Origin of the sequence: Paraburkholderia solisilvae (assembly GCF_902859875.1) — a bacterium.
Lineage (GTDB): Bacteria > Pseudomonadota > Gammaproteobacteria > Burkholderiales > Burkholderiaceae > Paraburkholderia > Paraburkholderia solisilvae.
Genome location: NZ_CADIKF010000008.1, coordinates 94,209 through 108,451, shown reverse-complemented (window position 1 = coordinate 108,451; position 14,243 = coordinate 94,209). Strand labels below are relative to the sequence as shown.

Here is a 14,243-nt window from a genome sequence, read left to right as displayed (position 1 = left end):
CGCATGTGCGAGCCCAGTTATCCTGGAGCTACCTCATGGGAAGCCGTCCCCGTTTCATCGACGATCTGTCGGGCGCCGCGCCGGGCGCGCCGGAGCCCGCCACCCCGATTCCTTCCGCGTCATTCGATGACGCATTGCTCGACGCGTATTCGCGCACCGTGATCGGTGCGCTCGACCGCGTGCGCCCGGCGGTCGCGTTTATCGATGTCGAGCGCCGCATGCCCGATGGCCGAACCGCACGCGCGGGCACCGGCTCGGGCTTTCTGTTTACGCCGGACGGCTACCTGCTGACGAACAGCCACGTCGTGCACGGCGCGGCACATCTTCGCGTGACGCTTGCCGACGGGGCGAAGTTCGACGCCGATCTGGTCGGCGACGATCCGCACACCGACCTCGCGGTGCTGCGCATCGGCTCAGCCGAGCCGTTGCCGCATGTCGAACTCGGCGATTCCGGCAAACTGCGCGTCGGGCAGATTGCGATCGCGGTCGGCAATCCGCTCGGGCTCGAGCAGACCGTGACGACCGGCGTCGTATCGGCGCTCGGCCGCTCGTTGCGCTCGAATTCCGGCCGCATGATTTATGACGTGATTCAGACCGATGCCGCACTCAACCCCGGCAATTCCGGCGGCCCGCTGATCAATTCCGCGGGCCAGGTGATCGGCGTAAACACCGCGATCATTCCGGGCGCGCAGGCGATCTGCTTTGCGACTGCGATCGATACCGCAAAGTGGGTCATCATGCAGATCTTCGCGCACGGCCGCGTACGGCGTGCGTATATCGGCGTCGCCGGCACGACGGTCGCGTTGCCGCGACGCATGCAGCGCTATTTCGGCCTGACGTCCGGCAGCGCGGTGTATGTGATGGAAGTGGTGAAAGACAGCCCGGCCGCGCTGGCGGGTGTCAGGACCGACGATCGCATAGCTTCGATCGATGGGTTGCCGGTGGATGGGGTCGACACGCTGCAGCGCGTGCTCGACGCGTCGCGGATCGACCGCGCCGTGAGTATGACGGTACTGCGCGGCGCGCAGCGGCTCGAACTGACCGTGACGCCGGTCGAGCAGACCGGCTGACGCTTGCGCGTGCAAGGTGCGGCGCCGGCGTGGCCATCACGGCTACGCCGCGTCGCGCTCGAGCAGCGCGCCGCGGCGAAGCGCGCTGCACAAAAGATCCTGCACGTGATCCCGCGCGTTGCTCGACGTTATGACTCGGCGCTATCCAGTTCCGCGTCGTCAGTCTGTTTCGCGTGGACGTTGCCGCCGGACGAACGCCAGCGCGACGGCGTGATGCCGGTGTGCCGCTTGAAGATGCGCTGAAACGCCGCGTCGGACTGATAGCCGACGGTCTCGCCGATATCGGCGACTGGCCGCGTGGTTTGCAACAGCAGGCGGCCGGCAACCGTCATGCGCACTTCGGTGAGCACGTCGGCTGCGGATCGACCGATCGCTTCCTGAAACTGCCGCACGAAGGTCGCGCGCGACATGTTGCAGAGCGCGGCGAACTGATCGAGCGTCCAGGGTTCGCCAGGCCTGTCGAACATCGCGGTGATCGCCGGTTGCAGGCGCGGCCGGCCGGCAAGCGCGAGCAGTCCGAGCGGCGCCTGCGACGCTTCGGCGGCAAAGCGCAGCGTGAGGCCGAATAGCGCCGCCGACAGATGGTTGACCAGGGTTTCGCTGCCGGGGCCCTGGTCGGTGGCTTCTTCACGCATCAATTCGATCAGCCGCGTGAGGCGTGTGCCGGCGTTGCCGTCGCTCGCGGCCGCGTGTTGCGGCGCGCCGTGCACGATCAGCCGTCCCGGCAGATGATCGCGCAGCAGCCGGTCCGGCACGGCGCCGACCAGAAAGCGTCCACAAAGCAGATCCGCCGACACGCCCGGCTCGCTGTTCTCGACGATCAGCAGCGACTCGTTCTGACGCGCGAGTGGCGGCTTTGGCGATTTGCCGCTGCCATCGTGAATGCGATGCGCGCTACCCGACGGAAACAGCACGATATCGCCGGGGCCGATCCGCTGCGGTGGTCCATTGCCGTCTTCGACCACCGCCGTGCCCGCCATCAACACGTGATACGGAATTTCGCGCATGCCGGCGGTTTGTTCCTCGATCGCCCACGGTGCGCCAAAGTGACAGCGCACCTCGAGCCGGCCGCTGACCGGCATCAGCGAAAGAAGTCGGCTGAGTAAATCCATAAAAGCCGTGTGTGTTGTAGTCGTTTGGGAATTCGCATCCGGCGCCGCGCCGCTGTACTGCGTACAGCGGTGTGCAAGGTGGTCTGATTTTACTGGAACGATTGAGGCCACGCAGCGAGGGGCTGCGGTGGGGACTGCGTGGAGGCGGCACGCTGTGCGGCGTGCCGCTGTGTCGCGTCTGTTATTCGTCGGCTGACGAGTCGGCCGCAGTATCCGCCGTCTCCGGCGACTTCTTGCGCGACGCCGTGTGCCAATGGCGGCGTGCGTGCGATTTCACCACGGGCGTGGCCGCCGTGCCCGGCGCTGCGGCCGCCTGATACGTGCTCGACGACGTCTCGGTTGCCCAGCCACCCTGGACGATCGCACGCTGCAACAGTGACTGCGCTTCCGGATTGCCTTCCTGTATTGCCAGCACGCTGTTCGCGGCTTCGAGCACGCAGCTCCAGCGTGCCGCCGCTGCGCAGGCGCGTGCGTGCGCCAGCGTTGTTTCGATGGTGGGCGGGGGCGCCTGACTCTCCGCCGCGACCGGCATCGCCACGGCTGGCGCGCTGCTGCCGGGCGTGTCGACGCCGCTGAGCGTGGACCGTTCGCGCGTCGTCGGCATCGTGGCGCGCGGCGTGGCTTCTTCGCGAGCGGCCGGTTTCTGTTCGGCATGCTGGAAGCCGATTGCCGCGCCAAGAATCAACACAAAGCACACGACACTCAGCGCCGCACTGCTGCCCGGCCCCCATGTGATCCAGCGTGCGGCCGTGGGCCGCGGCGGCACGGTTGCGTGACCGCTTGCAGCAGGGGTTTCGATTTTTGACACGGTCTTCACACTGCCCAGTGTCGGCGTGTCTGACGAAAGTCTGTCGGTTGTCACGGTGTTGCTCCGGCAGGAAAGCGCATCGTCGCGGCAACAGACGTATACCCGGCTATGCCAGGGCAACCCGGTTGCTTCTTATGATCAGATGCGCGTGCGACCTTCACGAGAGGCAAGAATCCCTGCGCGACGACGGTGACTGCATGCGCGGCACCAGCGGTGCGCAGGGGGCGGTTTACCACTTGATCTGCGTATCAAACGTTCCTGTTTCGACAATTTCGAACTTCATTTCACCGCGATACGTTCCTTCGATGCGATAGCTGGCCGAGGGCACCGAGAACAGGCAATGCGGTCCGCCTGCGACGAAATCCATCAGCACTCTTCCATGCCGCCGTAGCCGGACTGTGACGTCCGAAAGGGGGGTACCGTTCTGTTGCGCAAGAAACGTGACGCCGAGATTGAACGGATGTTTCGGGTCCGGCGAGGTGACCGTCTTTTCGAGCCCCGCCTGACCGCACACGTAGTAGAGCATTTCCTGTGCTTCCGGGTTGGCGCCGGAAACCGCTTCGGGAGCAGAGGCGCTTTGCGCCGCCGCAAACTTCGATGCGCAGAGCGCGAGCGCCATGACGAGCAGCGTTGTACCTTTGCTTTTACTTGTACTTATGACAGCACACCTGACGGCACACATGACGACCTCCTCGGATCGTGGAAAGGAAAGAATACGAACAGGCACGATAAAACGCAATCGAAAAGCATCAGCAAAAATTTCTTTCTATTATTCAGTGATGCGTATCATTTCTCAAATAACACCGATTTCCGTGACGCGTACCGTTGTAACGAAAGGTTACCCGTTTGCATGCCTGAAACAATTCGCACACGCCTCGAGCCTGGTTAGCGAAACCATGAATCAAAAATGAAACATCTTCGACAAGCTCGACAAAGAAGAATGGGGTTTGCGATAAATCTCGTCTGAGACGATGTTCAGGTGCGTCAAAGATAGTACGTATAGCAATACAGCCCGGTTGAGCGCCTGATATGAACGTGTCTCGCCTCACGCGATGACCGTCAGTAACACGCACGACATGGTCGAGTCTGTGCGCTGTTTCCGAATCGGCCATGTCGTTGCGTTTGTGCTTTCGCGCGTTGCTCACAAAGGGATGAGGGGCGGCTCGGGGATGTATCGCAAATGAAACGCAAGCATGGCGAAATGCCTGTCAATCCCATTTCATGTTGCGCATCGTTAGACGGGTACGCAATGGCATGGATGTCGCTTATAGCGAACGGTCTCGACTTCTCCAAAGAAGCAGTCCTTCAGAACAAAGCACTCAACGTTAAGGACATATTGTGAACGCGCAATCCAAGCGTCTTTATGCAGTGCTTGCTCAGCCGAAGCGATTTCATCCGGCCAACTGCATCTCACTCGTGACATGTGCACCGGTCATGCTGCTATTGTTTTCGTCGATGTGTTCTGCCGTCGAGTCGGACAATGGAGGCGCACGCGAACCTAACGACGTCGCGGAAGCGTCGTCGATGACGCAAGCTCAGACGATCGCGCAACAACCGGCTGAGCAAATGCCTGAGCCGCAGATTCAACAGCCAGTCGAGTCCGCGCCTCAACCCGGCGCGCCGGCGCAACCACCAGCGGGACAGCAGGCGCCCGCGGCCGCGCCTCAGCCCGCGAGCAGCGCAGGCGGTGCGCAGACCGCCAGTACGTTGCGCACGGAAGTGTTCGGTCTTGCAACAGGAGGCGGTGCAGTGCAAGCGCTCGAAGAGGCCAAGGCGCGTCCCGATATCTTCACGCCAGTAGATATTGCACAGCTTGAAGAACTTTCCATTCGTCAGCAGGTTAGAGGCGGCCGCGATAAAGCGCGTGCCATGACGAGCCCCGATCGCTTCGATGGTATCGACGCGGCGCTCAAGGCAGCGGACGATCTCGAAGCGCGTCTGCCGGATACGCCCGAGTACCAGCAGGTGCGTTACTCCCTTGCCGGCGATCGCACTGTGGCCTATGCCGGGCGTGGACAGATGAACAAGGCGGTATCGTCATATGAGTCTATCCCCGCGAACCAGCCCGTTTCTGTCGAAGCGCTTGCTTCGGCGGGTGAAGCGTATAGCTATCTGAACGACCCGGCCAAAGCCGAAGTGGCGTATCGGCGTGCTATTCAGCAGGAGACGGCAGCGAACACCGATCCGGCTACGCGTGGTTATCAATACGGGTCGCGCACGCGTCCGATCGATTTGCGCGAGGGGCTCTTCTATGCACTGACGGATCAGAACAAATTCGTCGAGGCCGGCAAGGTGCTCGACGATATCAGTTCGACACTGCCGCCGCCGGATCAGGTGAGGCCATGGGATCTTGCCAACGACGATTATCTGAGGCTCAATCGGTTGCGTGCGCAGTATCTGATTTACGTTGGTCAGACAGATGCGGGCCTCGCAGAGCTCAAACGCCTCGAGGAACAGGTGCCGTTTAGCGCAGAGGTGCGCAACGCGGAAGCCGATGCGATGCTCGGTAAAGGCCGCAACCGTCTTGCGAAAGACATGTACGTCGCCGCGCTGAACGACCATCCTGACAATATCGAGGCACTCGCGGGGCTCGGCCGCACGTCGCTCAATACAGGCGACTACGCGAACGCCACGCAGATCAACACCGCATTTGACGATACGTTTCCGGAGAACGGTTCAGTCAGGAACTTCAAGCGCGATTACGATGCGTGGCGTGCGCCGACCGTATCGACCGAACTGGCCGCGGAACACGGCGCGTCTGCGATTGCGGACGAACAGTTCAGCGCGGACACGTACATCTATTCGCCGCCGATCTACGATTACTGGCGCATCTTCGCGCACAACTTCTATATGTGGGCGCTCACCGATATCGGCCGGCTGCAGCGCATCCGCAACGGTGCAGGCGGTGACTTTCGCCGCGGACCGCTGACCGTGCAGGGCGAAGTGTCGCGCTCGACGGGCGGCGATGGGCGAACCGGCGGCAATGGTCAGGTCGAATATTCGTTCAACGATTTCTTCAAGGCGACGGCCGGTTTCGACAGCGATTCGAACGAGTTGCCATCGAAGGCTTATGTCAGTCATATATGGGGGCGTACGGGGCAGGTCGCGTTCAGCTATACGGACGGTGACCGCCGTTCCGCTGACATCGGCTATAACATCGGCCGTTATAGCGATGAGAACTTTCACCAGGAGATCACAGCCGGCGGCACGCAGCGAATTTTCACGGCGCCGAATCAACAGATCAATGCGACGCTGCGCCTGGGGACCAGCAGCAACACGCTTCAGAACACGCCGTACTTCAGTCCGTCGCGCGATTACTCGGGCGAGGTCGGGCTCATGCATCAATGGGCCGTATGGAGAAGCGGGGAGCGTTCATTGCTGCAACGTTTTTACATTTCGGGAGGTGCGTATAACCAACGGGGGTTCGGCACTAGCGGTTTTTGGGCCGCGCGGCTCGAGCATGCATGGACGTTCAGCCACGATATCACCTTGACCTATGGCATCGGCATTGGCCGGCATGCCTATGACGGAGATCAGGAACTATCAGAGACCGCATACGCATTAGTCACCATACCGTTCTAACGTTTTTTGGGGGTTCGACGATGCAGTCGCGCAGACGTTTTATCTGTGGTTGTCTTGGAGCGATGGCAGGTTGTTCGTTATTTCCTAAGCTGGCGCCGGCCAAACTGGTCGACATTCTTCCGCCGTCGGATCCGGTTGACGGCAAAACTTTCAGAGTGATCTGTTTTCATGATGTTCGCGACAACCTGCTGTCGTCGTTTAACTCGCAGAACATGATCGATCCGTATGCCGTCGATACGGGCACGTTGACGTCTATTTTTTCGTGGCTTCAGTTCAACGGCTATCATCCGATCACCGTAAAGGACGTCGAAGCGTCGCGCAGCGGCGGCAAGCCGTTGCTGCCGCGCTCGGTGATGCTGACATTCGATGACGGTTTTCGCAGTCATTACACGAAGGTCCTGCCGCTGCTCGAACGTTTCCGCTTTCCGGCGGTGATGGGTATCGTCACGTCCTGGACCGATACGCCACCCGACACGAAAATCCGTCTTTCGGCCAAGCTCGAAGTGCCGAGAGATACATTCATGTCGTGGGACGAAGTCGCGCAGTTGTCGAAATCGCCATTCGTCGAACTCGCGTCGCACACGCACGACCTGCATCATGGCGCGATCGCGAATCCGCAGGGCAATGAACTGCCGGCCGCGACATCGCACCTGTATTTGCAGGACCAGAAGCGCTACGAGACCGACGACGAGTTCGAAGCGCGCGTGCAAAGCGATCTGGCCGGCAGCCTGCGCCGGCTGCACGAACATGCGGGCGTCACGGTGCGTTCAATGGTCTGGCCTTATGGCGCGGAGAACCAGCCGGTACGCAAGATCTCCGCGTCGCTCGGCATGCACACGCAGTTCAGTCTCGAGGCGGGGCCGAATACGCCGGATGTGCCGCTGGACCGGCTGCGCCGCATTCTGATGACGTATGACGTCGATGTGGGCGGATTCGAGCGCTCGATGCGCGAGCCCGCGACCAATCGCGGGCAGGTCAATCCGGTCGAACGCGTGGTGCGGGTGCATCTCGATGACGTTTACGATCCCGACGGCGGTGTGCAGGAGAAGAAACTCGGCGATCTGATCGAGCGAATCTATCGGATGCAGCCGAGTTCGGTTTATCTGCAGGCCTATTCGGATCCGAACAACACCGGCGTGGCGGAAGCGTTGTACTTCCCGAATCGCCATCTGCCGATGCGTGCCGATCTGTTTTCGCGTGCCGCGTGGCAATTGAATACGCGTTCGAATGTGCAGGTCTATGCGTGGATGCCGCTGCTTGCATTCCGCTTGCCGCCGCAACAGGAAGGGCGCATCGAACGGGTGACGGCCGCGGCGGGCGCGCCGGCCGACCGGCGCGCCGCGAAGCTGTACCGGCTGAGTCCGTTCGACCCGGCCGCCCAGACGATGATTCGCGAAATCTATCAGGATCTCGCCAAGTACACGGCGTTTACCGGATTGCTGTTCGGCGGCGATGCGATGCTCGACGATTATGAGGACGCAGGCCGGCATGCCGCGCAAACGTTTCAGCAATGGGGCCTGCCCGCCGATCTCGGCGCAATCCGCGCGAATCCCGCGCTGATGACGCGCTGGACGGTGGCGAAGACGAAGTACCTGGTCGACTTCTCGACGGATCTCGAGAAGATCGTGCTGGACAGCCAGAACGGCGGCGACGTGCTGACCATTCGCGATCTGTATGCGGAGGTGCTGCTCGACCGCAGCGCGGAAGCGCGTTATTCGCAGAGCTACGAAGCATTTCTGCGTGCCTACGATTTCGTCGCCTTGCTCGCGATGCCGCCCGGCGACCACTACGGCAGCATCAACGGGCGGCTCGATTCGCTTGCGGACGTCGCGTCGACAACGCCGAACGGTCTGCGGCAGACCGTATTTCAACTGCCGGTGGTCGACCCGCAAACCGGCGCGCAAATCCCGACGCCGCGTCTGCTCGACGAAATGCGCTATTTGCGCCAGCGCGGGGTGGTGAACTTCGGCTATTACCCGGACCGTTTCGCGACCGACGTGCCGCAGATGCAAACGATGCGCGACGTGATGTCGCTGCGTTCGCGGCTCGATCCGACTTCGATCAATGCGCTCCTTCAGGCGCAGCAGCCCAAAGGAGTAACACGCTGATGACGCACGATCTGATCAGCCGTCTGCAGGATTTCATCTTTTTCTACCCGTTTTTCATGTCGTATTTCTGGATGATCGGAGGCCTCGTTCACTACCTCGCGCTGGAGAAGGGCCGGGCCCGGTCGCATCGGGCGCTGGTGGCGGCCGGCATGCCGAAGGTGTCGGTGATCGTGCCGTGCTTCAACGAAGAATCGAACGTGCGGCGCGTGATCTATCACCTCGCGAATCTCGGCTACGCAAACTACGACATCATTGCGGTGAACGACGGCAGCAAGGACGGCACGGGTGCGATTCTGAACGAACTGGCGAAGGACATTCCGCGCCTGACGGTGATTCATCATTCGAAGAACGAAGGGAAGGCGATCGGTCTGACGACAGCCGCAACCGTCAGCGACGCGCCATACCTGATGTGTATCGACGGCGATTCACTGCTCGGCCGGGACGCGATCGAATGGATGCTCGAGCACTTTATTTCAGATCCGAACGTCGGGGCCGTGACCGGCAATCCGCGCATCCGTACGCGCACGTCGCTGCTCGGGCGCATGCAGGTCGGCGAGTTTTCGTCGATCGTCGGGCTGATCAAGCGCACGCAGCAGGTGTACGGGCGCATCTTCACGGTGTCCGGCGTGATCACGATGTTTCGCAAGAGCGCGCTTGCCGACGTCGGCTACTGGAGCTCGGACATGCTGACCGAGGACATCGACATCAGCTGGAAGCTGCAGACGCGCGACTGGCGTGTCGCCTACGAGCCTCACGCGCTTAGCTGGATTCTGATGCCCGAGACGCTCACCGGCCTTTACCGTCAACGCCTGCGCTGGGCGAAGGGCGGCATTCAGGTGCTGATGAAATACGCGCCGCAAATCCTCAAGCCGTCGATGCTGATGATGTGGCCGCTCTTCCTCGAATACCTGCTCGGTATCGCCTGGGCCTATTCGATGTCGTTCGTGATGCTGCTCGGCCTTATCAATATGCTCATGCCGTTGCCGTCCGACTGGCACATTTCGCTGCTGCCGCACTGGCACGGCATGCTGCTGGTCGCGACCTGTGTGCTGCAGCTGATTGTCGGCTGCATGATCGATCGTCAATACGACGAAAAGCTGTTGTTCTATTTCATGGACACCGTGTGGTACCCGCTTGCTTTCTGGTTGATCAATATGGTCACCACTGTCATTGCTCTGCCATCCATCGTCCTGCGCCGGCGCGGCAAGCGCGCGGTATGGACAAGCCCAGACCGAGGAATCCAGCATGAATAACGCCCCTGTCATCGACCTGTCACTCCGCACGCCCAGCGAGATCATTGCCGACAAAGGAGTCAAACTGGGTCTGCTGCAGGTTGTGTGGTTTCGTCTGATACGTCCCGCAACGGTAGGGTCGTTATGGGCGGCGATCGGCGTCTATACGTATCGCTATCTGATGCCGTTCAACGAGAACGAATTGCCGCTCGACCAGTTGCTGTCGTATATGGCGGCGATCGGCTCGATTGCCGCCGCGCTGGTCGTATGGATGACCGTGTCGCGCGTCGCGCACCCGTTCGCGTCGCGTTCACGCATGCAGCGGCTGTTGCGGCGCACCGCGGGCCTCACCGTGGAACCGGGGCCGTTTGCCGCCGCTTCGCTGAAGTGCCGCGGCGCGGTCGCGAGAGTCTTTATTGCGTCGCACGATGCCAACGGTCTGATCGCCGCGCTGCGTGCGATGTCGGAGCCTGAAGTGGAGGGCGACGATGACGGGCCCGCCGATGCGCCGATCGGCGCGGAGCCGGGTCATGCGCGCTGGTACGACACGTCGCTGCATACGCCTCACGACGGGCCCTTGCATATGCCGGTCAATATGCCGATCCGGGTTCGCTACGTGATGGGGAGTCGTCCGATGACCGATACAGAGCTTTGAACACCCGGTAGCATTCGCACGATCGGTGCTCGAGCGCCGCGCGCTGCTGGATCAGCACGCCGTGGCGGTCGTGCGTGACAATGCCTGCCACGCCGAGCGCGTGCAGCGCGGAGCGCACCGAACGTGCGGTTACGCCGAGCGCCCGGGACAATGCGACGGCCGACGTATCGACACGCGCCGCATGGCAGGCATCCGCAAGCGTGAGCAGGCGGCACGACACCTGCTGTTCGATCGAATGCAGACGTGTGCATGAGGCCATCTGCGCCATCTCGGCGAACATCAGCTCGACGTATTGCAGCATGCGTGCCTCGACCCATGGCTCCTCTTTCAGGCACGCGAGCAGCGATGCTTCGCTGCAGCGAAACGCGGTGCCCGATGCGGTGACGATGGTGCGAAACGGCATCGACCCGCTGCGCGTGACGACGGGCCATCCCGCGAAACCGTTACGGCCGATCGTGACGAGCTCGATCGAGCGGCCGTCGTCGAGAATGCATTCATGCGCCAGACGCGCTGTAAGCGGGAAGTACACGTGGTGAAAGATTTCGTTGCAATCGCATACCACCTGACCGGCGTGCAGGTCGATGCAAACGAAGTCGTCGACGCGTTCGAGCAGATGCAGGCGGCGCGACAGTTGCGTGAGCACGCTGTCGTAGTCGGCGAAGCGCATGCCGGGCGCGCTGGATAGACCGGACACGGCGGAGGCGGACGCATGCTTCATCTGGGCAGGGGCAAGCAGCTTGTCTCGATTCATGGCGCTTTGCGGATCGGATGTTGTGCGCGCGCATTGAACACGCGGCGGATTGGAATTTCATCGTATGTTTGACCGCGTTGCGCATCATCGTCATTGTGCGCGCACACGGCCCGACGCGAACCGAATACGTTCTTTCGCTGCAGTGACAAGGAACGCAGCGCTGAGGAGGATGATTTCGTGCCGAAAAGGAACCGTGACGCGCCGGCGCTCTTATATGCGTCGCCGGCACCTGACCCGGGCCTGTGCGGCCATTTGCGCGAAGCGGGCTGGTCGGTCGAGCTGACCGGCAGTGCGCAGGAGCTGCAGCGGACGTTGCGGCATTCGACGGCGCCGCATGTGGGCCTGCTCGAACTCGGCGACGAGTCCACCGGCGCGATGGACAGTATCGTCGAACATTGCCTCGGCGCACCGCAGGTGCACTGGATCGCGGCCGTCACGACGAACCAGTTGCGGCGAGCCGCAACGCGCGAGTTGATCGGCTGCTACTGCCTCGATTACGTGTTTTTGCCATATGCGTTCGATGTCGTCGAGTCTGCATTGCGTCGTGCGTTGCGCCTCGCATCGCTGGTGCGAGGGGTGCCGCATGCAGCGCCGCTTGCAGGCGGTCAAGCGATGGTCGGGCGCAGCGAACCGATGCAGGCATTGCAGCGCGAGATCCAGAAAGTCGCCTACACCGATGCACCGCTCTTTATCGCCGGCGAATCGGGCAGCGGCAAGGAACTGACCGCGCGCGCGGTACACGATGCGTCGTCCCGTGCGAATGGACCTTTCGTCGCGATCAACTGCTGCGCGATACCGCCCACGCTCGTGCAAAGCGAACTGTTCGGTCACGAGCGCGGCGCCTTTACCGATGCCGAACGCCGCAAGATCGGCCATATCGAAGCGGCCAACGGCGGCACGCTGTTCCTCGACGAAATCGGCGATCTGCCGCTCGAATGCCAGGCGACGCTGCTGCGTTTCGCTCAGGACGGCACGATCCAGCGGCTCGGCAGCGATGTGTCCATTCCGCTTGACGTACGCATCATCTCGGCGACTCATGTCGATCTCGAGGCCGCCATGCAAAGCCAGTCGTTTCGCTTCGATCTTTACCACCGGCTCTGCGTGTTACGCATCGATGTGCCGCCGCTGCGCGAACGCAGCACCGACATCCATTTGCTCGCGTTTCATCTGTTGGGTCTGTACGCGGGCGAACGAAAGTCGCGGATTCACGGCTTCACGCCTTCCGCGTTACGCGCGATGCTGCTGCACGACTGGCCCGGCAATGTCAGAGAGCTCGCGAACCGGGTACGGCGCGCGATCGTGATGGCGGACGGCGCCTATATTCGCGCGATCGACCTCGGCCTGGGCGAACCGCCGGCACGCCGCGCGTTGACGCTTGCCGATGCGCGCGACGAAGCGGAGCGCCACTGCCTGATCGACGCGTTGATCGCGCATGGCAACCGTCCAGGGGAAGTGGCTGAAGAGCTCGACATATCGCGTATCACTCTTTATCGACTCAGAATGCGGCATGGGCTGCAGGACGTTGCCGGGTTCATGCCGTCTGACCTTCCGGAGCGGCGCAAGTGAAACCTATCGACATGCATGGCCTGCGCGCGCATGCGGTGCGCGCGACGTTATCAACGATCGGTATCGGCATGGCCTTCACCATCGCCCTCGCCCTCGCGGCGATGTCGTCGCAGATCTCCGATGCGGCCGGCACGCAGCCGCCGGCGGCGCTGCCATCCGCCGCGCCGGTCGCCGCATCTGCCACGAAGCCTTTCGTCGCGCCGGTCGGCGCGGTGATGGCGGTGCCCGCGCCCGGCGTACGCGACGAGCGCAGCTTTATGCACGGCATCGGCCAGGCGGATGCGGGCGGCGGCAGGACGTGGGTGTTCTTCAGCAGTTCGGGCGTGCCGCCACGCGGCGCGAACCGCGACGGCAACTGGCCGCACGACGTGTATGTCGGGCAATGGGCGCCGGGCGAGCCGCATGTGTCGAACCTGCGCACTTTTATCAAGCGGCCCGAAGCGCAGGAGCCGGTTTCTGTCGCGCAGAACAGCAAGGGCACCATTTTCATCACGTTCGAAGACGGCTGGAATGCGCCGCGCAATGTGAGCCAGCGCTATGGCGTGTATGGACAGAACCTCCAGCCGATCCGGCCTTACCCGAGAGATGTCGAGTCCGGCGGGCACTCGGGTCATGTCGCGGCGGTCGGCGAGCAGTTCGTCGTGTTCTATTCCGCCGACTGGGTGAACGGCGGCGGCGTCGACAATCTGGGCACGGGCGGTGGCGTCTATGCCAACGTGTACGACGGGCGCGGGCGATTGATGCGGCATGTCAACGTCGCGGCTCATGTACGCGAATGGTGGCCGGTGGTGGCGGGCTCGCCGGGCCGCGCGCTGCTCGTCTGGCAGAAATACATTCCCGACAGCACGATCGCGTCGCTGCAATACGCGGTGCTGGATCCGGACACGGGCAAGCTGACTCGACCCGAAGAGAGCGTCGATCCGTTTCGCGTGCAGTACTACGTTTATGCGGCCGCCTATGTGTCGGCAATCGACCGGTTCGTTGTGCTCGCAACGCTCGATACTGGTCGGGCCGTGGCGTTTCTCGTCGACGATCAGGGACACCGCACCGCCGAACTGGGCTGTCTGCCCGCGCTCGTGCGCGAAAGCAGCATCGCGGTGGAGGACAACGCCGTTTATGTGCCGACGCAGGACGGACGGCTGATGACGCTTGCGCTGGCGGCCGACCATATCACGCTGCGCGGCACACAGCGTGCGCCGTTCGCATGGGGCAATACGGGCGTCACCGGCATCGCGAGCGGCGATTCGGTGCATTTCGTGTCGCTGTCGCCGGAGGGGCTGCGCGAGGCGGATTTCAAATCACACGGCGAGGTAGCGGCCGGACCCGCCGATCGATGCGTGGTGCGCGCGGCGCAATGAC

Annotated in this window: 11 protein-coding genes; 7 read left to right on the top strand and 4 right to left on the bottom strand. The window is 62.4% G+C overall.

Translation table 11 applies throughout. The features are described from left to right. Positions 1–35: 35 nt before the first annotated feature. Positions 36–1,070 carry a S1C family serine protease gene (locus tag HV675_RS07430; RefSeq protein WP_175110225.1) on the top strand — a complete coding sequence of 345 codons (1,035 nt, stop codon included), beginning with the start codon at positions 36–38 and terminating at the stop codon, positions 1,068–1,070. Between the two features lie 128 nt (positions 1,071–1,198). Here the strand turns inward: HV675_RS07430 and HV675_RS07425 are convergent, their stop codons facing one another. The 3 genes from HV675_RS07425 to HV675_RS07415 form a co-directional block, all read right to left on the bottom strand. Next, entirely contained in the window at positions 1,199–2,182 is a 984-nt protein-coding gene (locus HV675_RS07425) for a cupin domain-containing protein (RefSeq protein ID WP_175110224.1), read from the bottom strand. Positions 2,183–2,363: 181 nt separating this feature from the next. Further along, positions 2,364–3,044: a hypothetical protein gene (locus HV675_RS07420; protein ID WP_175110223.1), complete on the bottom strand. Its 681-nt coding sequence runs from the start codon at positions 3,042–3,044 to the stop codon at positions 2,364–2,366. Between the two features lie 175 nt (positions 3,045–3,219). Further along, the gene (locus tag HV675_RS07415; RefSeq protein WP_246270135.1) at positions 3,220–3,717 is read right to left on the bottom strand and encodes a hypothetical protein; all 498 of its coding nucleotides are present in this window, start codon (positions 3,715–3,717) and stop codon (positions 3,220–3,222) included. 797 nt (positions 3,718–4,514) lie between these two features. Between HV675_RS07415 and pgaA the strand changes: the two genes are divergently transcribed. From pgaA to HV675_RS07395, 4 genes are read left to right on the top strand one after another with little or no spacing between them, the layout of a single operon-like run. Continuing rightward, positions 4,515–6,572, top strand: a complete 2,058-nt coding sequence (gene pgaA, locus HV675_RS07410; protein WP_246270134.1) for a poly-beta-1,6 N-acetyl-D-glucosamine export porin PgaA — start codon at positions 4,515–4,517, stop codon at positions 6,570–6,572. A 20-nt stretch (positions 6,573–6,592) separates the two neighbouring features. Continuing rightward, positions 6,593–8,680, top strand: a complete 2,088-nt coding sequence (gene pgaB, locus HV675_RS07405) for a poly-beta-1,6-N-acetyl-D-glucosamine N-deacetylase PgaB (RefSeq protein ID WP_175110221.1) — start codon at positions 6,593–6,595, stop codon at positions 8,678–8,680. Further along, positions 8,677–9,933 (top strand): poly-beta-1,6-N-acetyl-D-glucosamine synthase, encoded by a 1,257-nt coding sequence (gene pgaC, locus HV675_RS07400; RefSeq protein WP_175110281.1) that lies wholly within the window; start codon positions 8,677–8,679, stop codon positions 9,931–9,933. Before pgaB ends, pgaC begins: the two co-directional genes overlap by 4 nt. Beyond that, positions 9,926–10,567: a hypothetical protein gene (locus tag HV675_RS07395; RefSeq protein ID WP_175110220.1), complete on the top strand. Its 642-nt coding sequence runs from the start codon at positions 9,926–9,928 to the stop codon at positions 10,565–10,567. The genes pgaC and HV675_RS07395 overlap by 8 nt, the downstream gene beginning before the upstream one ends. Here HV675_RS07395 and HV675_RS07390 read toward each other — a convergent pair. Further along, positions 10,503–11,318: a Crp/Fnr family transcriptional regulator gene (locus HV675_RS07390; protein ID WP_175110219.1), complete on the bottom strand. Its 816-nt coding sequence runs from the start codon at positions 11,316–11,318 to the stop codon at positions 10,503–10,505. The genes HV675_RS07395 and HV675_RS07390 overlap by 65 nt on opposite strands. 177 nt (positions 11,319–11,495) lie before the next feature. On the opposite strand from HV675_RS07390, the gene HV675_RS07385 reads away from it, so the two are divergent. Together HV675_RS07385 and HV675_RS07380 are read left to right on the top strand one after the other, a co-directional pair. Continuing rightward, the gene (locus HV675_RS07385; RefSeq protein ID WP_217478049.1) at positions 11,496–12,884 is read left to right on the top strand and encodes a sigma-54 dependent transcriptional regulator; all 1,389 of its coding nucleotides are present in this window, start codon (positions 11,496–11,498) and stop codon (positions 12,882–12,884) included. Further along, positions 12,881–14,242, top strand: coding sequence for a hypothetical protein (locus HV675_RS07380; protein WP_377700744.1), 1,362 nt, complete (start codon positions 12,881–12,883; stop codon positions 14,240–14,242). The genes HV675_RS07385 and HV675_RS07380 overlap by 4 nt, the downstream gene beginning before the upstream one ends. Position 14,243: the final 1 nt, after the last annotated feature.